The organism is Roseibium salinum (genome assembly GCF_026240905.1).
GTDB classification, from domain to species: Bacteria; Pseudomonadota; Alphaproteobacteria; order Rhizobiales; family Stappiaceae; genus Roseibium; species Roseibium salinum.
Window position 1 is genome coordinate 3,890,721 of sequence record NZ_JAPEVI010000003.1, and the last position, 26,192, is coordinate 3,916,912.

24 protein-coding genes are annotated in these 26,192 nt (G+C 63.2%); 7 read left to right on the forward strand and 17 right to left on the reverse strand.

All coding sequences use genetic code 11. The features are described from left to right. Positions 1–17: 17 nt before the first annotated feature. The 7 genes from ON753_RS22650 to ON753_RS22680 all read right to left on the reverse strand — a co-directional run bounded on the left by ON753_RS22650 (position 18) and on the right by ON753_RS22680 (position 7,422). A complete protein-coding gene (locus ON753_RS22650; RefSeq protein ID WP_265965709.1) occupies positions 18–911 on the reverse strand; it encodes a DMT family transporter in 894 nt (297 codons plus the stop codon). A gap of 6 nt (positions 912–917) precedes the next feature. After that, a complete protein-coding gene (locus ON753_RS22655; RefSeq protein WP_265965711.1) occupies positions 918–1,658 on the reverse strand; it encodes a TenA family protein in 741 nt (246 codons plus the stop codon). 75 nt (positions 1,659–1,733) lie between these two features. Beyond that, positions 1,734–2,768, reverse strand: a complete 1,035-nt coding sequence (locus tag ON753_RS22660; RefSeq protein WP_265965714.1) for an aspartate-semialdehyde dehydrogenase — start codon at positions 2,766–2,768, stop codon at positions 1,734–1,736. Between the two features lie 388 nt (positions 2,769–3,156). Beyond that, positions 3,157–3,900, reverse strand: coding sequence for a maleate cis-trans isomerase family protein (locus tag ON753_RS22665; protein ID WP_265965717.1), 744 nt, complete (start codon positions 3,898–3,900; stop codon positions 3,157–3,159). 20 nt (positions 3,901–3,920) lie between these two features. Continuing rightward, a complete protein-coding gene (locus tag ON753_RS22670) occupies positions 3,921–5,063 on the reverse strand; it encodes a M24 family metallopeptidase (RefSeq protein WP_265965720.1) in 1,143 nt (380 codons plus the stop codon). Continuing rightward, entirely contained in the window at positions 5,056–6,138 is a 1,083-nt protein-coding gene (locus ON753_RS22675) for a pyridoxal-phosphate dependent enzyme (protein ID WP_265965723.1), read from the reverse strand. Before ON753_RS22675 ends, ON753_RS22670 begins: the two co-directional genes overlap by 8 nt. A gap of 84 nt (positions 6,139–6,222) precedes the next feature. Next, on the reverse strand, positions 6,223–7,422 hold the full coding sequence (locus ON753_RS22680) for a multidrug effflux MFS transporter (RefSeq protein WP_265965726.1): 1,200 nt from the start codon (positions 7,420–7,422) through the stop codon (positions 6,223–6,225). 232 nt (positions 7,423–7,654) lie between these two features. Here ON753_RS22680 and ON753_RS22685 point away from each other — a divergent pair, with 232 nt between their 5' ends. After that, positions 7,655–9,868: an esterase-like activity of phytase family protein gene (locus ON753_RS22685; RefSeq protein WP_265965728.1), complete on the forward strand. Its 2,214-nt coding sequence runs from the start codon at positions 7,655–7,657 to the stop codon at positions 9,866–9,868. A gap of 66 nt (positions 9,869–9,934) precedes the next feature. Here the strand turns inward: ON753_RS22685 and ON753_RS22690 are convergent, their stop codons facing one another. Beyond that, positions 9,935–10,840: a LysR family transcriptional regulator gene (locus ON753_RS22690; RefSeq protein WP_265965731.1), complete on the reverse strand. Its 906-nt coding sequence runs from the start codon at positions 10,838–10,840 to the stop codon at positions 9,935–9,937. Between the two features lie 110 nt (positions 10,841–10,950). Here ON753_RS22690 and ON753_RS22695 point away from each other — a divergent pair, with 110 nt between their 5' ends. Next, entirely contained in the window at positions 10,951–11,988 is a 1,038-nt protein-coding gene (locus ON753_RS22695; protein ID WP_265965734.1) for an aldo/keto reductase, read from the forward strand. 45 nt (positions 11,989–12,033) lie between these two features. Here ON753_RS22695 and ON753_RS22700 read toward each other — a convergent pair whose 3' ends face one another. Then, entirely contained in the window at positions 12,034–13,365 is a 1,332-nt protein-coding gene (locus tag ON753_RS22700; RefSeq protein ID WP_265965738.1) for a mechanosensitive ion channel family protein, read from the reverse strand. A 256-nt stretch (positions 13,366–13,621) separates the two neighbouring features. On the opposite strand from ON753_RS22700, the gene ON753_RS22705 reads away from it, so the two are divergent. The 5 genes from ON753_RS22705 (at position 13,622) to ON753_RS22725 (ending at position 18,003) form a co-directional block, all read left to right on the forward strand. Further along, positions 13,622–13,969: an ArsR/SmtB family transcription factor gene (locus ON753_RS22705; RefSeq protein WP_265965740.1), complete on the forward strand. Its 348-nt coding sequence runs from the start codon at positions 13,622–13,624 to the stop codon at positions 13,967–13,969. After that, positions 13,966–14,442, forward strand: a complete 477-nt coding sequence (locus tag ON753_RS22710; RefSeq protein ID WP_265965743.1) for an SRPBCC domain-containing protein — start codon at positions 13,966–13,968, stop codon at positions 14,440–14,442. The genes ON753_RS22705 and ON753_RS22710 overlap by 4 nt, the downstream gene beginning before the upstream one ends. Next, on the forward strand, positions 14,439–15,083 hold the full coding sequence (locus ON753_RS22715) for a glutathione S-transferase family protein (protein WP_265965746.1): 645 nt from the start codon (positions 14,439–14,441) through the stop codon (positions 15,081–15,083). Before ON753_RS22710 ends, ON753_RS22715 begins: the two co-directional genes overlap by 4 nt. Positions 15,084–15,295: 212 nt before the next feature. Beyond that, positions 15,296–17,026 carry a hypothetical protein gene (locus ON753_RS22720; RefSeq protein WP_265965749.1) on the forward strand — a complete coding sequence of 577 codons (1,731 nt, stop codon included), beginning with the start codon at positions 15,296–15,298 and terminating at the stop codon, positions 17,024–17,026. A 179-nt stretch (positions 17,027–17,205) separates the two neighbouring features. Beyond that, the gene (locus ON753_RS22725; protein WP_265965752.1) at positions 17,206–18,003 is read left to right on the forward strand and encodes a hypothetical protein; all 798 of its coding nucleotides are present in this window, start codon (positions 17,206–17,208) and stop codon (positions 18,001–18,003) included. Positions 18,004–18,187: 184 nt separating this feature from the next. On the opposite strand, the gene ON753_RS22730 is transcribed toward ON753_RS22725, so the two are convergent. The 8 genes from ON753_RS22730 to ON753_RS22765 form a co-directional block, all read right to left on the reverse strand. After that, on the reverse strand, positions 18,188–18,883 hold the full coding sequence (locus ON753_RS22730) for an Ntn hydrolase family protein (RefSeq protein ID WP_265965755.1): 696 nt from the start codon (positions 18,881–18,883) through the stop codon (positions 18,188–18,190). A gap of 350 nt (positions 18,884–19,233) precedes the next feature. After that, positions 19,234–20,037, reverse strand: a complete 804-nt coding sequence (locus ON753_RS22735; protein ID WP_265965758.1) for a hypothetical protein — start codon at positions 20,035–20,037, stop codon at positions 19,234–19,236. 266 nt (positions 20,038–20,303) lie between these two features. Further along, complete coding sequence (locus ON753_RS22740; RefSeq protein ID WP_265965761.1) at positions 20,304–20,693, reverse strand: VOC family protein; 390 nt, start codon at positions 20,691–20,693, stop codon at positions 20,304–20,306. A 327-nt stretch (positions 20,694–21,020) separates the two neighbouring features. Further along, positions 21,021–21,440 carry a hypothetical protein gene (locus ON753_RS22745; RefSeq protein WP_265965763.1) on the reverse strand — a complete coding sequence of 140 codons (420 nt, stop codon included), beginning with the start codon at positions 21,438–21,440 and terminating at the stop codon, positions 21,021–21,023. Positions 21,441–21,727: 287 nt separating this feature from the next. Next, positions 21,728–22,840, reverse strand: a complete 1,113-nt coding sequence (gene leuB / locus ON753_RS22750) for a 3-isopropylmalate dehydrogenase (protein WP_265965766.1) — start codon at positions 22,838–22,840, stop codon at positions 21,728–21,730. 148 nt (positions 22,841–22,988) lie between these two features. Then, positions 22,989–23,762: a sulfite exporter TauE/SafE family protein gene (locus ON753_RS22755; RefSeq protein ID WP_265965769.1), complete on the reverse strand. Its 774-nt coding sequence runs from the start codon at positions 23,760–23,762 to the stop codon at positions 22,989–22,991. A gap of 1 nt (position 23,763) precedes the next feature. Next, a complete protein-coding gene (locus tag ON753_RS22760; protein ID WP_265965772.1) occupies positions 23,764–24,558 on the reverse strand; it encodes an AlbA family DNA-binding domain-containing protein in 795 nt (264 codons plus the stop codon). A gap of 375 nt (positions 24,559–24,933) precedes the next feature. Beyond that, positions 24,934–26,106, reverse strand: a complete 1,173-nt coding sequence (locus ON753_RS22765; protein ID WP_265965775.1) for a M20 aminoacylase family protein — start codon at positions 26,104–26,106, stop codon at positions 24,934–24,936. Positions 26,107–26,192: the final 86 nt, after the last annotated feature.

A 26,192-nucleotide genomic window follows, 5' to 3' on the forward strand; every position in this document is an offset into this window, starting at 1 on the left:
AGAAGCCCGTATCGCCGTCAGGCCGTGAACAGGAGCGCGCTTCCGGCGATCGCCAGGCCCGCGCCGGCCCATGCGCCGAGGGCGGGAAACTCCCGGGTGCGCCACCACATCATCGGCAGCATCAGCGCCGGAGTCGTTGCCGAAAGGGTTGCCACGATGCCGACTTCGCCTCCGGACAGGGCGAAGAGGATCAGCGTCATGCCGAGGCCCATGCCGAGCAGGCCGGACACGGCGACGATGCCGAAAACCGGCAGGGTCAGCTTGCCTGCCGGTTTTACCCATGAGTACGGCAGGCGCGTCAGTGCGAGGAGGCCAAGGGCCGCGATCCCTACGCGCAGGCTCGACGCCGCGACGGGATTGACGCCGCTTTCCATGATCGGCCGGGCTATGAGCGAGCCGACGGACTGGGAGAGGGCCGCGGCAAGCCCCAGGACAATACCGATCCACAGCGGGCCGCGGACGCTCTCCCATTTATGCAGCTGGGATTTGCGCTTGCCGAACCGGATGGCGAGCAGCACCCCGAGGAAGGTGAGGGTGATGCCGAAGACCTGTATTCGCGTCAAGTGCTCGTCCAGCAGCAGCCAGCCCAGAATGGCGGACATGGGAGTGTTCAGCGAAAACAGCATGGCCGTGCGGCGCGGGCCCATCCGGTTCAGCGTCAGGAAAAGAGCCGTGTCGCCCATGAAGATACCGATGAAACCAGACACGACCAGCGGCAGAAAATGCACGGCTTCGATGGTGGCCCAGCCGGTGGTCGCAGCCACCCAGGCCGACAGCATGAGGGCGACGACCACCATGCGCGTGCAGTTGAAGGCAATGGCGCCCAGATGCTGGGCGGGAGCGGCGGAGAGGAGGCCCGTCAGCGCCCAGAGAGCGGCTGCGCCAAGGGCGGCGGCCTCATAGAGGAACATGGACTGTCAGATCCGCGGAAATTCCTCTGCAAGATCCGGAGTGGCTCCGGTCCAGGCAAAGTCGAAAAACGCGACTTCCAAAGCGCTCATATGGCGGAAATGCCCGGCCAGCCTTTCCTGATCACCCTCCGGGAGGGCGGGTCCGAGCCGGTCCATTTCCGTGCGGATCCAGCCGACAAAGTCCTGAAATCCGGGAACGGCGTGAAGATCGATCCATTCGGCGAGGTAGAACGCGTCCGGCCGCGGCTTTTGCGCCTCGCGCCGGCCCCAGGTGAGATAGCACCATTCCGCGCAGAGCAGGCAGGTAAGCCCTTCCTCGTAGGATCCGTTTGCGGATGCCGACAGCAGGAGATCGGCAAAAGCACGGGTTACCGGGCCCTGGGCCGCGGCTTGATAGGTCTGGGGGGCGACGCCGAGGGCTTCGAACGAGCGCAGGAAATAGTCGTTTTCCTCGGACGTCAGCAGGGCCAGGAAGCCGGCAAGGCGGGTCTTGGAGGACATGGCGGGCGCCTTGGCCACCAGATACGCGAGTGTCGACACCAGGTCGGTGATGAAGGTGTAGTCCTCGATCAGGTAACGCGCGTAAGCGTCTTCGGGCATAGAGCCGTTACCGATCGCCTGCGTGAAGGCGTGATCGGTTGCCTGGGACCAGTAGGGTTCGGCGCGTGCGGCCAGCCAGTCGGTGAAACGGGCGCCGGGCGATGTTGTCTTGTATTCCTGGAATGACCCGGCAAACGACGTGGGCATGGCACGGAAACCCGGAAGGAGAGTGTTCTGAGAGGGTAAAGGGGATGCAGCGGGCGGGCGCCCGCTGCGGATTGTTCAGGCGGCTGCCTTTTTCGGGGTGATCAGGCCGCGGTTGATCAGAACCTCGGCGATCTGAACGGTATTGAGGGCAGCACCCTTGCGCAGATTGTCGGCGACGACCCAAAGGTTGAGACCGTTTTCGACCGTCGCGTCCTCGCGGATGCGGGAGATATAGGTCGCGTCTTCACCGGCGCTCTCGTACGGCGTCATGTAGCCGCCGTCTTCCTGCTTGTCGATGACGAGGCAGCCCGGCGCCTCGCGCAGGATGTTGCGCGCTTCGTCGGCTGAAATCTCGTTTTCGAACTCGATATTGACGCTCTCGGCATGGCCGATGAACACCGGAACGCGGACCGCGGTGCAGGTCACCTTGATCGCCGGATCGAGGATCTTCTTGGTTTCGGCCAGCACCTTCCACTCTTCCTTGGTGTAGCCGTCTTCCATGAAGACATCAATATGCGGGATCACGTTGAAGGCAATGCGCTTGGTGAACTTGTTCGGCTCGATCGGGTCGTTGACGAAGACGGCCCGAGTCTGGTTGAACAGTTCTTCCATGGCGTCCTTGCCGCCGCCGGAAACCGACTGGTAGGTGGAGACGACCACGCGCTTGATCTTGGCAAAATCATGCAGCGGCTTCAGCGCCACGACCAGCTGCGCGGTGGAGCAGTTCGGGTTGGCGATGATGTTGCGCTTGGAGAAGCCGGTGATGGCATCGGCATTCACTTCGGGCACGATCAGCGGCACGTCCGAGTCGTAGCGCCACGCGGACGAGTTGTCGATGACGACGCAGCCCTTGGCGCCGATCTTCGGAGCCCATTCCTTGGCAATGGTGCCGCCTGCGGACATCAGGCAGATATCGGTGTCGGAGAAATCATAGTTCTCCATGGTCTGGACCTTCAGCGTCCTGTCGCCGAAGGAGACCTCGGTGCCCTGTGAGCGGCGGGAGGCGAGAGCGACGACTTCGTCTGCCGGAAAGCCGCGCTCGGCCAGAATGTCCAGCATTTCGCGGCCGACATTGCCGGTAGCGCCTGCAATTGCGATCTTGAAACCCATTTTCGACTAGTCCTTGTCCGTCTCCCCGCTTCGCCGGCCGCTCGCTGCAAGATGAGCGTCGCCGGCTCTCGGCGCCTCCCATCCCCGGGGAGGCGGGATGAGCGGCACCGTCAGGCGGTGGTCTTGGTTGTCTTGGTTGTGGGTTTAACAGCGGTTGCGGCAGCAGTCCGCGTCTCGCCGCGCATGAACATGGCGCTGGCAAGGGCTAGGGACATCATATCCAGAATGTCGGCTTTCAGCCGGGGCATCGGAACTCGCAATCGTCAAACCTGAGACGGCGGTGTTTTTGCCCGGAAATCAACTCAAGTCAACAAGGAATGCGACACCGGCGTTGTTTCTCGTGCGACTGGTTGCCCGCGGAGGGCCCGATTCACCGGATTGCCCGCCGTCAATCGTTGAACAGCCGGCCCGGTCCGGCGCCGCCGGATGGCAGCCCGGCAAGCACCATCATGTGCCAGGCAAGCGCCTGGTTGGAGCTGATCACAGGTTTGCCGAGACGCCGTTCGGAGCGCTCGATGACCGGGAACGTGCGCAGGTTCGTGCAGGAGGCGAATACCGCCTCGACCTGCGGGTCGCTGCCGACCGTGCAAATGGCTTCTTCAACGGATTTCAGCGAAATGCGCGCGACAACCGCCTCCTCCGCCTGGCCGAAGGAGCCGGCGGCCAAGGTTTCCAGGCCGTTTTGCCGCAGAAGATCGCAGATGGCGCCCGAAACCTCTTCCACATAGGGCGAGACAATGCCGAGCCTGGTGACGTTCATGTGCTTCAGTGCCGCCATGACCGCGCGGGCGGGATCGGTCACGCTTGCTTGCGGGTGGGCCTTGCGCACGGCCGCCTCGACCGCATCCGAACCGATCACCGTGGCGCCGGACGTACAGGCATAGCCGATCGCGTCCAGCGGCCGGTTGGCGGGCAGGAATGCCGCCGCGTCCGTAAGCCGTTCCTTCATCCGCATGAGCGTCGAATGCGTCACCTCCGGCGCGCTTTCGATCCTTGAGTGGAAAAGCGAGACGCCGTCGAGGGTGAAGATCGTGCGGAATTCGGCCTCGATGGTCTCGTCGACCAGAAGGACGATCAGCCCGAAGGCCGCCTTCTCGCCCGGCCCCCGGTCGACGTCAAAGCTCAGTTTCAAGGGGGCGTCCTGGGCATGCATCAACCGCCGATCACCGGGATCTCCGGAGAGGCCGGGACAGTCAGGAACTGCGGAGCGCCGTCCCGGACGACGATGTTTTCCTCGTGCACCATCATCTTTCCGTCTCCCAGGCTGATGCTGGGCTCGAGCGTCAGAACCATGCCGTCCCGCAGCACCGTCCGGTCGAAGCTCGTGATGGAGGGCGGTTCGGTGAGCTGCATGCCAAGGCCATGGCCAAGCCTGCCGATATCGCCCTCGCCCTGGCCGAGGGTTGCGGTCATCGCCTTGAAGAGGTCGGCGCAGGTTCTTCCGGGCCTGGCGACCTGCGCCGCGGCTGTGACGGCATGGACGAGTTTCTCGTGGGCCCTGGTGACGCTTTCGCCGGCGGGGCCGATCGCGAAGTTGCGGTCGAAGTCGCAGAAATAGCCGTTTTTCGTTGCGCCGGTATCGAGCATCAGGACGTCGCCTTCCGCGAGCACCCGGTCGGAGGGCGGCGAAATCACGTTGCCATAGCCGCCGCGGCCGGCGCCGCCGACGAGATAGGGTACATCGTCTGCCCCGCGCGCCAGAAGGTCGATCCTGAAGGCGCGGAAGACCTCTTTCAGGGTCTGGCCCCTGGCGAACAAGTTGCCGGCGTTTGCAAAGCTTTGCGAGCCGATGCCGCAGATCTCCCTCAACAGGCCGATTTCCCGTTCAGATTTTACCATGCGGAGCTGTTGGACAAGGTCGGAGGCATCGACGAATTCGGTTGCCCGAAGCCGGCCGCGCAGCGCCTCTAAGTCCCTGAGCGGCATGCGCAGCGTGCTTTCCCGGCCCATCGGCATGCCGATCCGTCCGTAATCCTTCAACGCATCGGCCAGCAGCGCGATGCCGTCGTCGGTCGGATGCGGCGCGGCAAAGGTGCGGATGTCGTCGATCCAGCAGGCGCGCATCAGATCGGCCCCGATCTGCGGGATGACCGCAACGGGCATGCCCCGGGTTGGGACGATCAGGAACCAGGGGCGTGTCGGGCTTTGCCAGAAGAGCGTCCGGAAGCCGGTGAAATACCGGACTTCGGCTTCCGTGGTGAAGAAAAGCGCATCGATCCCCCGGGCGTGCATTTTCTCCTGGGCGCGCGCGGTGCGGGCCTCGAACTCGTCGACGGGAAAATCGACCTCAACCATCTTCCGGGCCTTCCGACAGATAGCACAGGACACGGGAGCGCGGCGTCAGGCCAAGGGCTTCGAACGCATCACCCGCGTGATGCAGGGCGGAAATGCCCGCCGCGCCCGAGGGGGTCGTGGACAGGCCGTGTTCCGCCAGCATCGCAACGGTGTCCGAAGCGTCTTCGTCCGAAATGGCGGCGAACCAGTCGGCTTCCTCAGCCAGGTAGCCGAGCGCCAGATGCGAGGGCTCCTTGCAGTCGAGGCGGCCCATGATGGAAACGGGGCCGGGCGCGGTGACCGGCCGGCCGGCTTCGATGCTGGCCTGAAGCGCGGGGGCGCGGTCCGGTTCCACGACGACAATCGTCACCCGGTCGCCCCATGTTCGGCGGGCGCTGACCGCACAGGCGGCCGCCAGCCCGCCGACGCCGGCCTGCAGGAACACGTGGGTGGGCGGTTCGTCGAGCTGCCCGGCGATCTCGCTTCCCATGATCAGGTAGCCCTCCATCACGTCGCGGCCGGGCTCCGTCAGGCCGGGCCATGTGCTGTCGGGAAGGAGGTGCCAGCCGAAGTCGCGCGCCTGGCGCTGCGCCTCGGCCATGCTGTCTTCATAGGTTTGCCCGGCGCGGATGACCCTGGCGCCTTTCTGCCGCAGGCGCAGGGCAAAGGCCTCCGGCACCGTTTCCGATACGAAGACTGCGGCCTGAGCGCCGAAGAGAGGTGCGCCGGCGGCGAGCGACAGGCCGTGGTTGCCGGCGCTCGCACAGGCAAAGGTCATGCCCTGCAGCGCCGTTTCCAGCGAGCCGGCAGCGCCTTCCGCGACCTTGCGGCTCGCCTCTCTGGCAATGGCATAGGCCGCCCCCAGGGCCTTGAAGCTGCCAAGGCCCATGCGGCCGCGTTCGTCCTTGATGTGAAGGGCCGCGATGCCAAACCCTGAGGCAAGTGCGGAGGCGTTCAGCAGCGGGGTTGGCGCGGCCTTCGGGCATTGGCCATAGAGAGCGTGCGCGCCGTCGGCGTCCTCCGACACGCGTCCCTGCGCCAGGCCGGCCTGTTCGGGCAGGCCGTTGTCCCGCCACGGATTCTTGACTGTCTTCATGATCCCCCCGCCCCGGAAAGGACCAGTTGATCAGCTCCGGGGGCGGAAGACAACCTTTGCGGCGCGCGCCCAACGCCAAAGCCATCAGGCGGGGGCGTTGCCTTCCCGGGCCGGGCGCAGGGTCAGGAGGGCGATGACGAGGGCCGTCAGTGCGCAGGTGGCGACAGCCCCGGTCAGCGGCAGCGGCGTGCGGTCGAAGAACGGGCTGCAAACAAGGATCATGACACCGCCGGCAACCATCTGGAACGTGCCGCCGAGAGAGGCGGCCATGCCGGCATGCTCGCCGTGTTCTTCCATGGCCATGACCATGGTCGGCGCGATGACCTGGCCAAGGCAGGTATTGCCGATGAAGAGCAGGGCCATCAGCACCGGCAGGTCGTCGATGCCGTTCCAGACCAGAACGAACAGGAGCGATGTTGCCGCCGCGAAGCCGCAGACCGCCAGCAGCGCGACCCGGGCCATGCCGTAGCGCTGTCCGAGCGAGGCGGCAAATTGCGAGGAGGCGAAGAAGCCGACCGCATTGAGCGCGAAGACGAGGCTGAAGGTCGTCGGGGTCAGCTGGTACTCGGTCATATAGACCAGGGGAGCGGCCGCGAGGAACACGAAGAAGCTGGCCAGCGAAAAGCCGGCGATCAGCGTCAGGCCCATGAACTTGCCGTCGCGCAGCAGATAAAGGGCGCTGCGGATCATCGCGGCCGGGTCGATGCGGCTGCGGCGGTCCGCCGGCAGGGTTTCGGGCAGCTGCAGCGCCATGAGCACCATGGCTGCCAGGGCGATGACGCCGAGTGCGGCGAAGATCATCCGCCAACTGCCGAACTGGATGATGATGCTGCCGGTCAGCGGCGCGAGCATCGGCGAAATGCTGATCACCAGCATGACCAGCGCCATCAGCCGGGTGGCCTGCGTGCCGGTGTGAAGGTCGCGCACCACTGCGCGCACGATCACCATCGGTGCGGCGGCGCCGAGCGCCTGGATGAACCGGCCGAGTGTCAGCGCGGAGACATCCGCGGCGGTTGCGCAAAGAGCCGAACCGGCAATGAAGACAAGAAGACCGAGATAGACCGGCGCCTTGCGGCCGAACCGGTCGGCCAGCGGCCCGTAGACCAGCTGGGCGACGCCGAAGGCGATGAAATAGACCGTGAAGGTCATATGGACGGCTGCGTCGTCCGTCTCAAGGTCCCGCACGATCTCGGGCATTGCGGGAAGATAGAGGTCGATGGCAAACGGGCCCACGACAGCGAGAAGCCCCAGCACGACTGCGGAGCGCACGAAACCGATCTGCATTGGAATTTTCCGATTAAAAACTGCGCGGAACGCGCAAATGGGGAGAAGGCGGACGTGGAGGAATGGCGTGGAGGGACGGGCGGGCCGTGCCCATTTCCTATCACGTAAGCGGTCCTGCGGCAACTTCAAGTGCTCTATGCAAGCTTGTCATCAAACCTTCATGCAAGTGTCACCGGATTTGTAACCGGCGCGACTAGCTTGCCGCCACCTCAACCCCATGGGAGCTAGTGCAATGGCAAAACTTCGTGGCCGCCTGCTGAAGGGCGTCAGCCTTGCTGTTTTATTCGGCTTTGTGGCCGTTCCGGCGGCGCAGGCCGAGTATTTCGAGCGCGTCAATACCTATCCCGTCTACAAGACGCTGCCTGAAGGGGCGGATCCTTCAACGCAGACCGTTGCCGAGATCATTTCCGCATCCAAGGACGGCCGCACGCTGGTCTTCACCGACAGCCCGGGAGAGGCGGTCGTGTTCGTCAACGCCGCCAACCCGCTGCACCTGCGGCCGATCGGCCGCGTGGATCTCGGCGGCGAGCCGACTTCCGTTTCCGTCGGTGCGCACGCCGCCTATGCGGGCGTCAACACGAGCGAGAATTACGTTGCCCCGTCCGGCCACTTGGCGGTCATCGCCCTGGACGGCACGGGCATCAGTGCGACCTGCGATGCCAAGGGCCAGCCGGACAGCGTTGCGATCTCCCCGGACGGCAGGTTCGTTGCCGTCGCCATCGAGAACGAGCGCGACGAGGATCTGAATGACGGCGTGATCCCGCAAATGCCGGCCGGTCACCTGGCGATCTTCGAGCTCGACGACAGCGGCGCTCCGGTCAATTGCGACGCCGTGCGCGTCGTCGACTTGACCGGCCTTGCCGATGTGGCGCCGGCGGATCCGGAGCCGGAATTCGTCGCCATCAACGCGCAGAACCAGGCCGTCGTCACCCTGCAGGAAAACAACCACATCGCCGTCGTCGACCTGGCCAGCGGTGAAATCGTCACGCACTTTTCCGCAGGATCGGCATCGGCGGAGAACATTCCGGTTTCCAAGGCGCGCATGAGCGATGCTTCCGGCTCGATCGGCGATGTCGCGCGCGAGCCGGATGCGGTTGCCTGGCTCGATAACGAGCGTTTCGTCACCGCCAACGAGGGCGACTATCAAGGCGGGTCGCGCGGCTTCACCATCTGGAACGCAAAGGGCGAGGTGCTGTTCGACAGCGGCAATCGGATGGAACACCTGGGCATGGCCCACGGCCACTATCCGGCAAAACGCGCGGCCAAGAAGGGCACCGAGCCGGAGGGCGTCGCGGTCGGCACGTTCGGCGGCGACAAGCTGATCTTCGTCAATTCCGAGCGCGGCAATTTCGTCGCCGTTTTCCGCGACACCGGCAGGGAGCCGGAATTCGTCCAGTTCCTGCCGACCCATGTGGGGCCGGAAGGCCTGCTGGCGATCCCGAACCGGGATCTTTTCGCCGTCGCCAACGAAGTGGATGAAGACGGCGTGCGGTCTCATGTCTCGCTCTACCAGTTCGGTGCAGACGCTCCGTCCTATCCGTCCATCACGTCCGGCATGGACCCGGAACGCCACGCTCCGTTCGGCTGGGGCGCGCTTTCGGCCCTCGCCGCCGATCCGCAGGATTCAGGCATGCTCTATGCGGTCAGCGACAGCTTCTATGACGAGGCCCGCATCTACACGCTGGACATTGCCTCCACACCCGCGAAGATTACATCCTATGCGGCCGTCCAGGGCGCCAGCCAGGCGAAACTCGACCTGGAAGGCATCTCCGTTGCCGCGGACGGCGGCTTCTGGCTGGCGTCGGAAGGCAATCCGGACAAGGACATGCAGCACCTGCTGCTGAAGGTCGCCGCGGACGGCTCCGTGCAGGAGGAGATCACGCTGCCAGAAGCGCTGGTCGCACAGTCTCAGCGCTTTTCCTTCGAGGGCGTGGCCGAGTTCGAGATGAACGGCGAGACCCTGGTCGCGGTCGCCGTTCAGCGCGAATGGAAGGATGATCCGAAGGGCATGGTGAAGCTCGCCATCTACAATCCGGCCGGGGCCTCCTGGGGCTTCGTCCACTATCCGCTCGATGCGCCGAAAAGCGCTGCCGGCGGCTGGGTGGGCCTGTCGGAGATCGTCTCCATGGGCGGCGGCCGGTTCGCCGTGCTGGAGCGCGACAACCAGGGCGGCGAGAATGCGGCCCTCAAGCAGATCACCACGATCTCCCTGGACGGCGTGACCCCGGCCGCCCATGGCGAAGCGCTTCCGGTTCTGGAAAAGCACCTTGCCATGGACATCCTACCGGCGCTGGCAGAGGGCAGGGGCTGGGTGCTGGACAAGCCGGAAGGCCTGGCGATCACCGCGGACGGGCGCCTCATCCTGGTGACCGACAATGACGGTGTCGACGATGCTCCGGGCGAAACCCGGTTGATCGACCTCGGCCCGGCATCGCGGCTGAACTGAAGCAGGTCTCCCGGGACCTGACCGTGGACCCGGCAGCTGTGGCTGCCGGGTCTTTTGCCGTCCGGCTCAAGATACCCTGCCGTGCTCCGCCAGAAAGTCGAGCAGCGCCCTGACCCGCGAGGGCAGCGGGCCGCCCTGGCCGATATGGATGGCGTGAAAGGCTTCCCGGTCGCCGGGATTGAGATGCTCCAGCACCGGCACGAGACGCCCGGCGGCAATGTCGCCCTGCACCGTGAAGCGCGCAAGGCGGGCGAGCCCGCTGCCGCCGAGCGCGAGCCTGCGCAGCGCCTCGCCGTCGCTCGCCTGCACGCGGCCGACCGCCGGGAGCGTGGTGGTGGTGTCGCCGGTTTTCAGCGGCCAGCCGTCGACCGTCCGCACATAACCGAATCCCAGCCTGTTGTGTCTCTCAAGGTCGTCGATCGTCTTCGGCTCGCCGAAACGGTCGAGATAGGCCGGCGCCGCGACGATGACCATGGCCGTGTCGCCGAGCCTGCGGGCAACGAGGCTTGAACTCTTGAGCGGGCCTGCCCGCACCGCCACGTCCGTGCGCTCCGCCAGCAGATCCACGACCATATCGGTCTGGACGAGGTCGAGCGTGATGCCGGGATGGAGCTCCAGAAACATCGGCAGGATCGGCGCCAGGACATGGGTGGCATAGGACGCGCTCGTGTTGAGGCGGATGCGGCCGACAGGGTCTTCTCCGGCCCCGGCGCTGCGTTCGGCATCCTCGATATCGGCGAGGATGCGCGCCGCGCGTTCATAGAAGGCGCAGCCCTCCGCGGTGAGTTGCAGGGCGCGTGTCGAGCGGTTGACCAGCCGCACGCCGAGCCGCGATTCCAGCCGGGCGACGAGCTTGCTGACCGCCGATGGCGTCATCCTACAGGCTCGTGCGGCGGCGGAAAAACCGCCCTGCTGGACGACCTCGACGAAAACCTCCATTTCCCCGGAGCGGTTGATTTCGGAGCGTGCCATCGTGTCCTTCAATTCACAAATGATATGCTTGCCGGCAGTCTATATCATCATGCCGTCCCGATCTATCTCTCCCCCAGTGACATCTGCACGACACCTGAAAGGGGACAGACATGGAATACCGCAATCTCGGCCGATCGGGCCTCAAAGTGCCGGCCTTGAGCTTCGGCGCCGGGACGTTCGGCGGCTCCGGGCCGCTGTTCGGCGCATGGGGCAACACCGACGTGGGCGAGGCGAGCCGGCTGGTCGACATCTGCCTGGAAGCCGGGGTCAACCTGTTCGATACCGCTGACGTCTACTCGGACGGGGCGTCGGAGGAAGTGCTCGGGGCAGCGCTCAAGGGAAGACGTGACGCGGTGCTGATTTCGACCAAGGCCGGCCTGCCGATGGGCGAGGGGCCGAACGACGCGGGCACTTCGCGTTTCCGGCTGATCCGGTCCGTCGAGGACGCGCTGAGGCGGCTCGGCACCGATTACATCGACATTCTCCAGCTTCACGCCTTCGACGCTTTCACGCCGGTGGAAGAGGTGCTTGCCACGCTGGACACGCTGGTGCGCGGCGGCAAGGTCCGCTATGTCGGCGTCTCCAACTTTGCCGGCTGGCAGATCATGAAATCGCTGGCCGCCGCGGAGAAGCACGGCTGGCCGCGCTATGTCGCCAACCAGGTCTATTATTCGCTCGTCGGCCGCGACTATGAATGGGACCTGATGCCGCTCGGCGCCGATCAGGGGCTGGGCGCGCTGGTCTGGAGCCCGCTCGGCTGGGGCCGCCTTACGGGCAAGGTCAGACGCGGGGCGCCGCTGCCCGAGACGAGCCGGCTGCACGAAACGGCAGGTTTCGGGCCTCCCGTCGAAGACGAATACCTTTACGGGGTCGTCGATGTTCTGGAGGGGATCGCCGGGGAAACCGGGAAAACCGTGCCGCAGGTGACGCTCAACTGGCTCCTGCAGCGGCCGACAGTGTCCTCCGTCATCATCGGCGCGCGCAACGAGGATCAACTCCGCCAGAACCTCGGCGCCGTCGGCTGGTCGCTGACGGACGAGCAGATCGGCCGTCTCGATGCCGCCAGCGCGGTGACTGCGCCCTATCCGCATTTTCCGTACCGGCGGCAGGAGGGCTTTGCCCGGCTGAACCCGCCGCTGGCCGGATAGGCCGTCGACGATTGCGCGGCCGCGCCTGGTTTGGGCGGGCCGCGGTCAGTCCGCCGGCTGCTCTTTCGCAGGCTCCGGCTCTGCGCCGAAGCGGGTGTCTCCGGACGGCTTCATGATGACCTCGCGATGCGGGTAGGGGATGCGGATGCCGTGTTCCTGGAACGTGTCCCACAGGGCGAGCAGCACCCGGCCGCGCACATTGGTGAGGCCCTGCTGGGGATCGTGGATCCAGAAGCGCAGCACGAAATTGAGCGAGGAGTCGCCGAAACCGGTGAGCCAGCAGACCGGGCTGCGGTCGGCCTCGACCCGGCCCACCGTCTTGGCGGCGGCAATGGCCAGCTTGCTGACCTTGTGCGGATCGGAATCGTAGGAGACGCCGAAATCGACGTCGACCCGGACCATCTCGTCGCTGAACGACCAGTTGATGACACGGTGTGTGATGAAGTCCTCGTTCGGGATCAGGTATTCCCGGCCGTCGCGGGTGACGACGGAGACGAACCGCGCCCGCAATTCGCGGATCCAGCCGAACGTGTCCTCCAGCGAGATCGTGTCTCCCGGCTTTATCGACTTGTCGAGCAGGATGATGATGCCGGAGATGAAATTCGAGATCACCTTCTGCAGGCCGAAGCCGAGGCCGAGGCCGACCGCGCCGGAAAAGACCGTCAGCGCGGAAAGGTCGATGCCGACGGAGGACAGGGCGACCACGCCGCCGATCAGCACCAGGGTGATCTTCACCACCTTGCCGATGAGGACGCGGATGGCGGGTGTCAGCTCCTCCGACTTTTGAACCTGTTCGTCGAGAAACCGGCCGATCACCACGGCGAGCCACATGGTTGCGATCAAAAGGACCGCCGCCTTGAGCATCGTCAGGGCCGACAGGCGCAACTGGCCGAGGGGCAGGGCGTAGCTGTCCAGGAACATCGCCGCCTCGTCGTCGATATTGAGGATGACGAGGGCGGCATAGATCCAGGCCAGCCAGCCGAGGGTGCGCGCCACGAGGCGGTTGCGGATCACCCGCGACAGCACGGAGACGAACAACCAGGCGAGCGACAGCGACAGGACGATGGAAACGAGATGGCTGCGGCTCGGCCATGTAGTGGCGCGCATGACGGTCAGCGTGATGAACAGGAACAGGGAAAAAAGGATCCACTCGACCCGCCTGAGCAGCGCAACGATGACCCTGAGCAGGCTTGGATGCCCCCTGATCTCGCGGGCCCTTTCCTCCAGGACCGGTTCGACCTTCCGGTCCAGCAGAACGGCGATCAGGAACAGGACGGCGACGATCCCCACCTGGTACAGGAACCAGGGCGTCATCAGGTCCGCGAAGAACACGCGCGCCCAGGCCGAGACATTGCTTACGACATCGTCCAAATCCATTCGCTCAAGCCATCCGCTCAGCGCCGGAGGACGGGGCCATGGAAGGGAGTCATGGGCGCCGGTCCGGCGGATGATCAAAAGATCCCGAACGATATCAAAGATTTGCTCTCAGGACCATGGCGGGGTGTCATTCCGGGATTCCCGGCTGCGCCGGGGTCCCGGAATGCCGCGCGGTTGGAGGCCGCGCGCAGATGGCTTGACTCGGTCGCCTGTGTTTTGTATTTAGCTGATATGCTAATTAACAAGGTTGCTAAATATGCAGGCCGATCCTCTCAGCACCACCCTCTCCGCCCTGGCCGACCCGACGAGGCGGGCCATCCTGGCGCGGCTCGCCCGGGGCGCGGCGACGGTGAACGAGATTGCCGAGCCCTTCGACATGTCCCTGCCGTCGATCTCCCGGCACCTCAAGGTCCTGGCGAATGCCGGGCTGATCTCGCGCGGGCGGGAGGCGCAGTGGCGGCCGTGCAGGCTGGAAGCGGCGCCCTTGAAAAAGGTGGATGACTGGCTGGATAGATACCGGCGCTTCTGGGAAGGAAGCTTCGACCGGATGGAAGACTATCTGGCGGAAATCAAGGCCGAACAGGAAAAGGAGACGGACCAATGATTGCGATGCGCGACGACGAATTGCTGATCGAGCGGGAGTTCGATGCCCCGGCCGAGCTGGTCTTCCGGCTCTGGCAGGAGCGGGACCACGTGCTGCGCTGGTGGGGCCCGGAGGAGTTCACCACCACCGAGCTCGACTGGGAGCTGACACCGGGCAGGCCCTGGCGGGGCGCCATGGTTGCGAAGGATTACGGCCTGACGCGTTTCGGCGGCGTGATCCGCGAGGTGAACCCCGCCCGGCAGATCGTCTTCACCTTCGCGTGGGACGAGGACAGCGGCCGGGACATGGAGACCGTGGTGACGGTCACCCTTGAGCAGAAGAACGGCAGGACCCTGCAGACCTTCCACCAGGCACCGTTCTCCAGCGTCGCCATCCGCGACAGCCATGTCGGCGGCTGGGACTCCCTGTTCAACAAGCAGCAGCTCTATGTCGAAAACATTGCCGCAGCACAGGCGAAAGGAGGCTTTGCATGATTACCCTGACCACATACGAATGGGTGCCGGATTTCGCAGCACCCTTGATGCGCGCCTTCCGCGTCCGCTGGGCGCTGGAGGAAGCCGGCCTTCCCTGCCGGGTGCGCACCGTCAAGTTCGGCCCGGAACAAAGATCCCCCGGCCACCTCGCCCGCCAGCCCTTCGGCCAGGCCCCGGCGATCGAGGAGGACGGCCTGACCCTTTTTGAAAGCGGCGCGATCGCCCTCTACATTGCCGAAAAAAGCGAGACGCTGCTGCCGAAGGCGCCTGCGGAACGGGCGCGGGCGATTGCCTGGCTGTTCGCGGCGCTCAATTCGGTCGAAATCCTGATCCAGGAACTCGCCGGCATCGACCTCTTCCATGCCGAGGAAGCCTGGGCCAGGGAACGCCGCCCCCAGGTGGAGGACCAGGTCCGCGACCGTCTGTCCCTGCTCCAGGACGTTCTGGGAGACAAGGACTATCTCGAAAGCCGCTTCACCGTGGGCGACCTGATGATGTCCGACGTCCTGCGCATCCTGCAGCACACGGATCTCCTGGAGGATTTCCCGGCGCTCAACGCCTACAAGAAACGCTGCGGAGCCCGCCCGGCCTTCCAGCGGGCGCTCAAGGGGCAGTTGGAGGGGTTTCGGGAGGTGGCTTGAGGGGGTGGGGGCTGATGTCGGCGAGTATCTGGGTTGATGACCGCTTTGCTCCCCGATTTCGGACATTCATGCCTGTAGTCAGATTTCCCGAAACTGGACATTTGCGGCAGGTCTTCGGCCAAAGGCATCTGACCAAATTGAATTATCTTCAAAGCACTCTAAGGTTGAACAAACATCGCTGGGAAGTTTGAGAGATAATATTGGAGGGGCAGTTGTCACTTGCATTGATCGAGGAAGAAGTCCGCCGTTTTCTGTCGACCAAAGAGCCTGAGGTCCTATGCATCAAAGGCAAGTGGGGAGTAGGAAAGACTTATGGATGGATGAAATTCCTAGATCAGGCGAATACTGGGAATTCTCTGGCGCTCGATCGATATTCTTATGTATCTTTGTTTGGATTAAACTCGCTTGACGATTTGCGTTTCGCAATATTTGAAAGAACCGTCTCTGGTCAGGATATAGGCAAAGGGGCCGATGCAACAACTTTTCAGAAACTCGTCAACAAAGGAAGTGATATAGCGCGGAAGTTCCGACCAATTGCAGACGGTCTTGCAGCAGCATTCAATCGCAAAGGCGTATCCGATATCTTGGCCAGATCGGCTTTCCTTTCGGTCCAAAAGCAGTTGATTTGTCTAGACGATCTTGAACGCGCTGGTGACGGACTAAATGTGCGCGACGTCCTTGGTCTTGTTTCATTCCTAAGAATCGAACGTCAATGCAAAATGGTGTTGTTGCTCAACGACCAAGAGTTCTCGGAGGAAAAGGAGCAGAAGGAATTTAATAGGCAACTGGAGAAGGTTGCAGATGTCACAGTTCTGTTTGATCCCACGGTGGAGGAAGCATCCGAAATTGCTTTCCGCGAAGACGACGACCTTATTTCTCTGCTGCGCCCACGGGTCATTGAGTTGGGCATAACAAACATTCGAGTCATCAAGAAAATTGAAACCTTAGCGAGACGACTTGCAGAAATTCTCCACGGCTTTGACAACGGCGTTTTAAAGCAAGCAATGTCAACATTGGTACTCGCCGCGTGGAGCGTGTATCAGCCTGACAATGCTCCTCCCATGGAATTCATCAAAAAATACAACCAGATCACTGATGCAATGCGTGATACGGACAAGGAGGAAGACGAGGCAATTGCCAAATGGCGCCAGCTTCTTACCGACTATCCATTTAGCCATGCAGACCCGTTCGACCTTATCATCATGTCTGGCGCAAGTAGGGGGTACTTCTTGCATGAGCCGCTGCGTCAAGAGGCCACTGCACTGCAACGCCAGTATCAGCACACATCCCGTGACACAATTTTCACACGTGCGTGGGACGAACTATATCACGGATCTTTGAACACTGAAGATGACGACTTTCTGGATGAGCTATATCGCGGAGCAATCGCAGAAGCCGAGTTTATCAGTGCGCTTAACATCAACAGTGCCATCTATCTTCTTCGCGAAAATGGGAGAGAACGGCAAGCAGATGAGGTGATCGAGAAGTGGTTCTCGGTTCACACCGGTGAAGGCTTGGAGTTTTTCAACATCGCGAACCACCATTTCTCCCAGGATGATCGTATCGATGGTGGGTTCAAAGCAGCATTTGAAGATCGACGCAGTGGCTACCAGGATGACAGGGATCCTTATGAGGTTTTGGTGGAGATTGGTCGAAGCGAAAATTGGAGCGAGGCTGATATTGCACTGATGGCGATGCAATCGGCGGATGATTTTGAAGGCATGTTCGAAGAATTACGTGGGCGGGATGTGCGTAAATCGATCGAAACCATCCTTCGCTTAGGGAGAATCGATCTTGATGGGAGCAAAGAGATCAAGGCGGCTTCCCATGAAGCTCTGCGCAGAATTGCCAAAAAATCCCCGCTTCGCGCACGAAAAGTCGCTCGTTTTGGCGTGGAACTTAACCCTCCAAAGGAATCAGGTGCGGCAACTGATCCTGCATAGGTGCGCATCCTTTTTTGGCATTGGTTTATCTTTTAAGCGGAGCTGTATCCTCAAGCGATCAACGAACTCCGCTAATGGCCAAATGCGCCATGCGCCCTGTTCGAGTGATTGTCCGGTTTGCGCCATTTGACCTTTAAGCCTACGAGTCCACAAACGGCTGAAATTGAAAGGTGCCGCCAATGACCGCCCAAAGTCGCAAAATTCCTGAGAACATGGCACGGCTCAATGAAGGCGAGGAGTACATCCGCAAGCAGTCAATTGCCGTGATTGAGGCCGATGAAGAGCTTCTAAATCATGTCGAATTAATTGAAGCAGTGATGGATCATATCGATTTCTTTGCAAAGCGCGATGCAGTCGACCTCGATCAGGAAACCATCCAGCTGCTCGGCGCTCGGATATTCAATGACCTCGGATCGGCGTATGGCCAGCTCACCCGAGGTTACTATCAGCTTGCAGCGGCGACCTTGCGCGACATTATGGAGATTGTCTATTTGTGGGGCTGGTTCGACCGCAATCCAGCCAAGATAACTGAGTGGCGGGAATCGGACGATAAAAAGCGCCGACAGATTTTTACACCGGCAAAGGTTCGCAAGTTCCTCGACAACTTCGATAACTTCAAGGAAGGCAAGCGCGGCGCGGCGTACAAGTTATTCTGCGAGTATGCTGCACATGCGACTTGGCATGGCTTCGCGCTGATGCGGCCGACCGGTGGCGGCCAAGTCGTCATGGGGCCTTTTTTTGATGCACCACTGATGAAGGCCGTGCTCGAGGAGATGGCGCAGCTCGCTGCACAGGCTGGCAACTATTTCTCGGGCTTCCTAGACAAGACCGCCGAGGATGTGTCAGCACTTGAAGTCTGGCTGCGCCGTTATGTGGTTACGGGTGAATGGGCCGAGAAATACCTTGGCCGGTCGCATGACAGGCAGTTCGTCGCAGAGATGGAGGCGTGGCTGCTTCAGTTGAAAGCGCAGGCCTAGGTAGTTCCGTCACGATGCCTGCGATCGAGTTGCCAAGATCAACATCGTGCTCAGTGTGCTGGTCGTCAGATGATTGACATGCAATCGGATTCTGAACGGCAGACTATCGCTTTCAATGATTGGAAACCCGCCAGTCCGCTCGCTGCCCCAAACCAGCCATTCCCTAAACGCTCCACAGATCCGCTCAATCGAATATGTCGGCGATGACGGTCTGTTCGGCGTCTTTCCATCGGCGCACCACGTCGCTTACCTCCTCGATGTCTTCGTCGCTGAGGTGGTGGGCACCTTCCGCGTCGATGCGGCACAGGCTGAACGGCTCACCGACGCTGGCAGAGGTGAGGTCGAGCGCTTGCAGAACGCGCAGGACCGCCGCGCAGCCGAAGCGCAGCGACCGCTCGGTCATGTGGAAGTGGGACAGCAGCGAACTGGCCTGCTGGGCCAAGGGCGCACCGCTGCCGATTGCATGGAAACCGATATCGGCGTAGTGCCCGATCATGCCCGAGGGCGTTATCTCCAGTATCCACGGCTCGCCGTCTCGCCATCCGGCCGCCATCACGTAGGCCGACGGCGTCCCGCCGTCTTCGTCGCCCGGCACGTCGGGGATGAAGGTATCGTAGTGATGGCGAAGGATCGGGAGGACCAGCTCCTGCAGCGCGCGCCCGATGTCGGGGGCTTCCAGGATCGCAGCGCTGTGTTCGTTGAAACAGCGTTTTACGTCGGCCAGAACCGACCGCCCGCCACTGCCGCCCCAGGCCGCCAGCTCGCCCAGGGGGTGAAGCTTCTCGGCGGGATATGTCATGCCGCGCCCCTTGTCCGTGATCTGGGAGTCCGAGCCGAGCACGACGCCATCCCGGCACACGGTGGCAAGCACGACAGTCATACGGCGATCCTCTCAGGTCAGGTGTCCTGGACATTCCGGCCGGACACGGAGTGGACGTGGCTCGAAGTTCGATGCCTCATTGATCAGGACAATGCGCCATGACGCATTCTCCCCCGCGCCGATCTCCCGCCGGGCCGACACGCCGGGCGCCCGCCTTGCTGCGATTTGGCCGAACACAAGGCAGTTAACCCGCCTCACGTCAAATGGTTCCACAAGAACATCTTTCAGAAATCGAGACGCCGTTTGCGAAAGGCGTTTTCATCCCGTTGGACCCGCACGGATAAAATCGCGCGTCGCGGTCACGTCCGGTACGCAAGCCAGGATGGTGTGCACCAGCGGACGACAGGAATTCAATTCCACTCCGGGGGCTCATCGAAACGGACCGTCAAGGACAGGTGCCATTCTCCGGGCCTGAAGTCGTAAAGTGTCGAGATCCGGCACCACTTTTCGCCACAGGGTGTCGCCAACGAGATCGCTCCCGATGGACCGATGAGAAGGGGTACCGAAACAGGCGGTTCCGTGATGATCGCAGTGAACATCTGCGGCAAGGCGATATGGATAAATTGAACAGCTTCCGCGCCAAGGTCGTCGCTCGGTATGTCCTCCTTTTCACTGGTTTTGGGGCCGATATCGACGGCACATGACACAAGATTGCCGTCACTGTCGTATTGGAACGCCCATGCGGGATGGCCTGCGGCCGCGTCCATTTCGCTATCGCCGGTTATGGTAACCGCGTACCAATTTTTCTTCCACGGATCGATGGAGAAGCCAAAGTAATGGATGTCACCGCGCGCGATGACGAAGCCTTTCGGCGCGACCTCGGCGAGGGAATATTCGCCTTGATACAAAGAATTGCACATTATGCGCGTCACATGGAGGACCGTAAAAAGTCCTCCTAGATCTTCGTCAGGGTCAACAAGGGAGAATCGACCAAGCAAAGCGGAGTAGTCACCTAGCCCTTCGGCGCCCAGTTGCGGCCTCTCGCCTTCTGCCTGCGTGCGTGGCATGCCGAACCCACGTGGAGTCATCAGCGATTTGAAGTTGTCGACGCCGAGAGTGAGCCCGTCCTGGGCACCGGCTTTTGCGGGCAGCGCCAACGATGCCGCAGCGACGACGACTGCCGTTGCGAGCCGTGCGATCCATCGCTTGCGCAAGCACCTGCAATCCGGAAGTATTCGATTTCTAATCATCACCAGAAATGTCTTTCGCGCAAATACAGCATACAGCATACAGCAAAGAACACGACCGCACGAGTCAGGGCGAGCGACAAGAAACAGTGCTTGTCAGGTCTATTTGCGCTTGCCTTGAGCAAGTCGCAAATTCAAGGAACCGGATTTCCTTCAGCGGCGAGGTTAAATGGAAGCTCAACGCATCCCTTCGCTAAACGCGCGACAAACAGCCCACTTTCACCCAAATCCCCTCACACCGCCTCGATCAAGTCCCACTTGTTGCCGAACGGATCCCGGAACACCGCCACCTTGCCGTAAGGCTCCAGCCGCGGCGCTTCCAGGAAGGGGACGCCGGCGGCCAGCATTGCGGCGTGGTCGCGGTCGAAATCGTCCGTGTTGAGGAACAGGAACACCCGGCCGCCGGTCTGGTTGCCGATGGCGGCGTGCTGGGCCTCGCCGTCCGCCTTGGCGAGGAGCAGGCGGGTTTCCGTGCTGCCCCTGGGGGCGACCAGCACCCAGCGTTTGGTGTCGGAGAGCCTGGTGTCCTCGATCAGCTCGAAGCCGAGTTTTGTCACGTAGAAGGCGATGGCCTCGTCATAATCCGGGACGACCAGCGTCAGGGCACCGATGAACTGTTTCATGGGAAGCCGAACTCCTGGAGCGGGGTGGGGGGCGGGTTTGGATGGGCGGGAGGCCTGCGCTCGGCCTCATCCTGAGGAGGACCGGCAGGTCCGTCTCGAAGGATAGGCGGCCACCCCCTGAGCAAGCGGCCCATGCTTCGAGACAGCGCTGCGCGCTTCCTCAGCATGAGGGTCCGGTGTGGCGAGCGCATGAAGGGGTCCCGGTGGAGGAAGCGCGTGAGGGTCCCAGTGCGGTGAGAGCATGAGGCTGCCGGTGTGGCGAAGGGGGACAGTCGGGGCCTTGCCCGGGGAACCGCGGCAGCATGACCTCCGGACGGCGCCCCGCATTTACTGCGCCCGGTGGTAGACGGAGATGTTGGTGAAGCTGGCGACGTCGACCAGGTGGACCGTCTGGGTGACGGTCAGCGTACGGCCGTCCGCGGAGAGTTCGCGCTCGGCCTTCATGAGGGTCAGGCCGCCGCGGCGGGCTTCGGAGACGAGGGTGCGCTCGTCCTTGAAGACCAGGCGCATGGCGTCGACCAGTCCGCTCTTGCCGAGCTTGACTTCCGGGCCATCGGGCACGGCCTCGAAGCTGTCGTTGGTCACCTCGCCCTCGGCGCTCACCTGGTTCATGGTGAAGACGGCGACACCGAAATTGTCCTCGATCTTCAGCGTGGCGCTCTTGGGCGGGTCGCCCTGCTCGAACTCGCTTGCGTCCGGGTCGAGGATCCAGGTGCCGAGAAAGGGCGCGAGTTTGTCTTCGATCATCTGACCAGCCTGGGTTCGACATGAAAACGACCGCCAATGGAATGCCCATCGGCGGGTCAGGTGTGTGGGCAGCGTTCAAACCATCGGTCGTCATCCCGGACGCAGCGAAGCGGAGATCCGGGATCGGGGAGCCGCGGTCCATCGGTTCAAGACCCGAAAGGCTTGTGGCTCTCCGATCCCGGCTCGCGCTGCGCTTGGCCGGGATGACGACGGAGGGTGGTGTTGCCGGCACCTGAGCCGCCAACGGGATACAAGCTGGCGGCTCTTCGTGCAAATGGCGATTTGGGTCAGGCGCTCAGCGCGTCCAGTTCCGCGACGATCGCATCGCCCATTTCGGCGGTGGTAATGGTCGCCTCGCCGGCGGCGGCGATGTCCTTGGTCCTCAGGCCCTTGTCCAGCGCGTTGGCGATGGCCTTGTCCAGCTTGTCGGCGGCTGCCACCTGCTCGAAGGAATAGCGCAGCGCCATGCCGAAGCTGGCGATCATGGCGATCGGGTTGGCGGCGCCCGTGCCGGCGATGTCCGGCGCGGAGCCGTGGACGGGCTCATAGAGCGCCTTGCGTTTGCCGGTGACGGCGTCCGGCGCGCCGAGGGAGGCGGAGGGCAGCATGCCGAGCGAGCCGGTCAGCATGGCGGCAACGTCGGACAGCATGTCGCCGAACAGGTTGTCGGTGACGATGACGTCGAACTGCTTGGGCCAGCGCACCAGCTGCATGCCGCCGGCATCGGCCAGCATGTGGTCCAGCCCGACGTCCTGATAGCCGTTCTTGTGGGTCTGGGTGACGACCTCGTTCCACAGCACGCCGGACTTCATCACGTTCCGCTTTTCCATGGACGTGACCTTGTTGTTGCGGGTGCGCGCCAGCTCGAAGGCGACCCCGGAAATGCGCTCGATCTCGTAGGTGTCGTAGACCTGGGTATCGATGCCGCGCTTCTGGCCGTTGCCGAGATCCCGGATTTCCTTCGGCTCGCCGAAATAGACGCCGCCGGTCAGCTCGCGCACGATCAGGATGTCGAGGCCTTCGATGACGTCCTTCTTGAGCGAGGAGGCGTCGGCCAGGGCCGGGTAGCAGATGGCCGGGCGCAGGTTCGCGAACAGCTGCATGTCCTTGCGCAGGCGCAGGAGGCCGGCTTCCGGGCGCACTTCGTAGGGAACGCTGTCCCATTTCGGGCCGCCGACGGCACCGAAGATGACCGCGTCCGCCGCCATGGCCTTGGCCATGTCTTCCTCGGAAATCGACTGGCCGTGCGCGTCATAGGCCGCGCCGCCGACAAGGCCCTCGTCCGTCTCGAAGGACATGCCGCCCTTGTCGTTGAACCAGGCAATGACATTTTTCACTTCCTGCATGATTTCCGGGCCAATGCCGTCGCCCGGCAGAAGCAGAAGATTTTGAGAAGCCATGGACGCTCCATCCCGCATGTTAGAAAACCGATGGCGATGGGTTAGCCTGTCGGGCGGCGTCTTTCAAGGCAAAGCGAGTTGCGAAGAACTCAAGCGAGCGACAGCTAAAGGTCAATAACCCGCTGCGACAGATGAACCGGCCTCAACCTCAGCCGCCCAGCCAGGAGCGGGCCGCCTGCCAGAGAAGGTTCAGCGCCAGGGCGGTCATCACCCATCTGAAGCCGGTCTTGAAGGTCGCCTCGTCCATCTTTCCCAGGAGCCGGCTGCCGGTGAGGGTGCCGAGAAAGCCGCTGGCGATCATCAGCACGATCAGCCCGGCCCAGGGCGCGAAGGCAAAGCCGAGGGCGCCGAAGGCGATGATCTTGAAAACGTGCATGATCAGGGCGGTGACGGCCTGGTTGGCGACGAAGCCGTGGCGCGGCAGGTTCAGCGTTGCCAGCACGGCGCCGCCGATCGGCCCGGCGGCTCCGAAGAACATGGACAGGAAGGTCGAGGCGAAGCCGGCGACGGTCATGGCGCGCCTGGGCGCCCTGCCGAAGCGCGGCATCCGGCCCCAGACGGTCCACAGCACGAAGAGGCCGATGCCGGCGCGCAGGATGCTTGCCGGCAGTTCCACGGCGATGGCGCCGCCGATGGCCGCGCCGAACACCGCGCCGATGGCGAACCACAGCGCGATCATCCAGTCGACATGCCTGAGCTGCACCAGGGCCCGCCCGGCATTGGAGCCGAGCTGGACGACGCCATGGACGGGCACCAGCGCAATCGCCGGCATCAGCGTCGCCATGACGGCAATCAGCGCCACGCCGCCGCCGAGCCCGACGGCGGCCGTCAGCGCGGAGGTGAAGAAGCTGGTGATGATCAGGAGGATCGCGGCAAGCGTGCCGAGCGGGTCCGGGAAGAGGGAGGCGAACAGCTCCATCATCTTATGTCCACCGGGCCCGCGCGTAGCTCAGCGCCTCGCGCACGTCGAGCTGGCGGGTGGAATTGCCGCTGCGCACATAAAAGACCGAGGCCTTGCCGTCTTCGAGATAGACAGCGCGCGGGGCCGGGCGGATGATGATCATCGCCACGTCCTTTTCCTCCACCCTGGCAAAGACCGTGTGGATATAGGGGCAGAGATCACCGCCGAGGTTTTTCGAGACGATGTCGTTGACCGTGCGCTCGAAGGCGTCGAGGTCGGGGCTCTTCAGCGTCGCCAGGTCGTGGTCGAGGCCGAGCGGCCTGCCGTCGTCGTCGACGCCGATCAGCAGATGGCCGCCGTCGGCATTGAAGAACCCGGCGATGGTCTTGGCGATGACCTTTTCCAGGCCCCGGTTGACGTGCTCTTCGCGTACGTCCCAGCGGAGCGAGGACTTGAATTCCACCCGCTCCGTCTCGCCGCGTTCCATCAGCTCCGGGATCATCGCCGTCTGCTCTTCGCGCAGGGACCGGTAGGCCTGGCTGGTGCGCATGTAGTTGCGGCTGAACACCCCGAAGGCCAGCCCGATCACCGCCCCGAGCAGCGTATAACCGACCGTCACGTCCAGGTGCCGCGGCAGCACCAGCAGCCACAGCCGCGCGGAGAGGAAATCGAACAGGTCCGGCCGGACCTCCTGAAAGCGCGACAGCTCCCACCAGATGACGACAAGGTTCAGCGGATGGATGACCAGCACGCCAACGGCGGCGCCGACCAGGACGTAAGCGGCGAGAAAGGACAGCCGGAACGGGGAAAGGGACATGCGGAAGAGCCGGAACGTGAGGCGGGAAACGGATTCGGCGGCAGTTTAGCAGCACATTCGAGGCTGCGTCATCAGCCCTTCCTCTCGAGGTCATCCCCGACTTGATCGGGGATCCATTGGCTTGTCCGCATTGCAGGAAGACATGAACCGGTTGCTGCAGGTGCCGCACCCGCCGACATTGAACGCGACTGCTCTGGAAATGATTGGATCCCCGATCAAGTCGGGGATGACCTCGACAGTTGATGCGTTCACTTCGCCCGGCGCGATGCCTTCAGACTGGAAGGATTGCGGAAGGTGCCAGATGGCGCGGCATTATCCCCCTCCCCCTTGTGGGGAGGGGTCAGGGGTGGGGGTTCCCAATCCGCAGCACTCGCGTCAGGCCGTCGCCGGCAGCGCCGTTTCGACCAGCTTCACCCAGTAGGAGCAGCCGACGGGGATCAGGTCGTCGTTGAAGTCGTAGGCCGGGTGGTGCAGGCCGGCGCTGTCGCCGTTGCCAGCGAAGATGAAGGCGCCGGGGCGTTCTTCCAGCATGTAGGAGAAGTCCTCGCCGCCCATCATCGGGGGGATCTCGCGGTTGACCTTGCCGGCGCCGGCGATCCCTTCGGCGACGTCCGCGGCGAAGTCCACCTGGGCGTCGTGGTTGGCGGTGACCGGGTAGCCGCGGCGGAAATGAAGCTCGGCCCTGGCGCCGAAGGCTTCCGCGACCGACCTGACGATGGTCTCCATGCGCTCCTCGGCAAGGTTGCGCATCTTCGGGCTGAGGGTGCGCACGGTGCCGCGCAGGAGCACCTCCTGCGGGATGACGTTGAAGGCATTGCCGCCCTGGAACACGGTGACGGAGACGACGACGGAGTCCAGCGGGTCGGCATTGCGGCTGGCGATGGTCTGCAGCGCGTTCACCATCTGGGCCCCGGCGACGATCGGGTCGATGGTGTCATGGGGCTTGGCCGCATGGCCGCCCCGGCCGGTGATGGTGATGCGGAATTCGTCGGTGGCCGCCATGATCGGGCCCTTGCGGATGGCGAATTCGCCGACCGGCAGGCCCGGGAAATTGTGCATGCCGTAGACTTCCTGGATCGGCCAGCGGGTCAGCAGGCCGTCGTCGATCATCGCCTTGGCGCCGGCGCCGCCTTCCTCTGCCGGCTGGAAGATCACCACGACGGTGCCGTCGAAATTGCGGGTCTCGGCGAGATACCTGGCCGCGCCGAGCAGCATGGCGGTGTGGCCGTCATGGCCGCAGGCATGCATCTTGCCCGGCACCTTGGAGGCATAGGGCTTGCCGGTGATTTCCTCGATCGGCAGGGCGTCCATGTCGGCGCGCAGGCCGATGGTCTTGCCCGCGCCGCCGTTCCTTCCCCTGATCACGCCCACGACGCCGGTCCTGCCGATGCCGGTCGTCACCTCGTCCACGCCGAAGCTTTCCAGAAGCTCGGCCACCTTGCCGGCGGTCCGGACTGTATCGTAGAGGAGCTCAGGATTTTCGTGAAAATCGCGGCGCCAGGCGGTGATGTCATCGGCCAGATCAGCAAGACGGTTGACGATGGGCATGAAGGGACTCCTAAAGACGCAACAGGCCGGCCCGTTGCCCGGCGCTGAGACCGAGCGGTCGGCCGGCAATCGAAATACGGCATGGA

What these genes read in the sequence shown, in the direction of transcription:
- ON753_RS22650 (WP_265965709.1), bottom strand. Translation starts at nt 911, where the DNA reads ATGTTCCTCTATGAGGCCGCCGCCCTTGGCGCAGCCGCTCTCTGGGCG.
- ON753_RS22655 (WP_265965711.1), bottom strand. Translation starts at nt 1,658, where the DNA reads ATGCCCACGTCGTTTGCCGGGTCATTCCAGGAATACAAGACAACATCG.
- ON753_RS22660 (WP_265965714.1), bottom strand. Translation starts at nt 2,768, where the DNA reads ATGGGTTTCAAGATCGCAATTGCAGGCGCTACCGGCAATGTCGGCCGC.
- ON753_RS22670 (WP_265965720.1), bottom strand. Translation starts at nt 5,063, where the DNA reads ATGGTTGAGGTCGATTTTCCCGTCGACGAGTTCGAGGCCCGCACCGCG.
- ON753_RS22675 (WP_265965723.1), bottom strand. Translation starts at nt 6,138, where the DNA reads ATGAAGACAGTCAAGAATCCGTGGCGGGACAACGGCCTGCCCGAACAG.
- ON753_RS22680 (WP_265965726.1), bottom strand. Translation starts at nt 7,422, where the DNA reads ATGCAGATCGGTTTCGTGCGCTCCGCAGTCGTGCTGGGGCTTCTCGCT.
- ON753_RS22685 (WP_265965728.1), top strand. Translation starts at nt 7,655, where the DNA reads ATGGCAAAACTTCGTGGCCGCCTGCTGAAGGGCGTCAGCCTTGCTGTT.
- ON753_RS22690 (WP_265965731.1), bottom strand. Translation starts at nt 10,840, where the DNA reads ATGGCACGCTCCGAAATCAACCGCTCCGGGGAAATGGAGGTTTTCGTC.
- ON753_RS22695 (WP_265965734.1), top strand. Translation starts at nt 10,951, where the DNA reads ATGGAATACCGCAATCTCGGCCGATCGGGCCTCAAAGTGCCGGCCTTG.
- ON753_RS22700 (WP_265965738.1), bottom strand. Translation starts at nt 13,365, where the DNA reads ATGGATTTGGACGATGTCGTAAGCAATGTCTCGGCCTGGGCGCGCGTG.
- ON753_RS22705 (WP_265965740.1), top strand. Translation starts at nt 13,622, where the DNA reads ATGCAGGCCGATCCTCTCAGCACCACCCTCTCCGCCCTGGCCGACCCG.
- ON753_RS22710 (WP_265965743.1), top strand. Translation starts at nt 13,966, where the DNA reads ATGATTGCGATGCGCGACGACGAATTGCTGATCGAGCGGGAGTTCGAT.
- ON753_RS22715 (WP_265965746.1), top strand. Translation starts at nt 14,439, where the DNA reads ATGATTACCCTGACCACATACGAATGGGTGCCGGATTTCGCAGCACCC.
- ON753_RS22725 (WP_265965752.1), top strand. Translation starts at nt 17,206, where the DNA reads ATGACCGCCCAAAGTCGCAAAATTCCTGAGAACATGGCACGGCTCAAT.
- ON753_RS22730 (WP_265965755.1), bottom strand. Translation starts at nt 18,883, where the DNA reads ATGACTGTCGTGCTTGCCACCGTGTGCCGGGATGGCGTCGTGCTCGGC.
- ON753_RS22740 (WP_265965761.1), bottom strand. Translation starts at nt 20,693, where the DNA reads ATGAAACAGTTCATCGGTGCCCTGACGCTGGTCGTCCCGGATTATGAC.
- ON753_RS22745 (WP_265965763.1), bottom strand. Translation starts at nt 21,440, where the DNA reads ATGATCGAAGACAAACTCGCGCCCTTTCTCGGCACCTGGATCCTCGAC.
- leuB (WP_265965766.1), bottom strand. Translation starts at nt 22,840, where the DNA reads ATGGCTTCTCAAAATCTTCTGCTTCTGCCGGGCGACGGCATTGGCCCG.
- ON753_RS22755 (WP_265965769.1), bottom strand. Translation starts at nt 23,762, where the DNA reads ATGATGGAGCTGTTCGCCTCCCTCTTCCCGGACCCGCTCGGCACGCTT.
- ON753_RS22760 (WP_265965772.1), bottom strand. Translation starts at nt 24,558, where the DNA reads ATGTCCCTTTCCCCGTTCCGGCTGTCCTTTCTCGCCGCTTACGTCCTG.
- ON753_RS22765 (WP_265965775.1), bottom strand. Translation starts at nt 26,106, where the DNA reads ATGCCCATCGTCAACCGTCTTGCTGATCTGGCCGATGACATCACCGCC.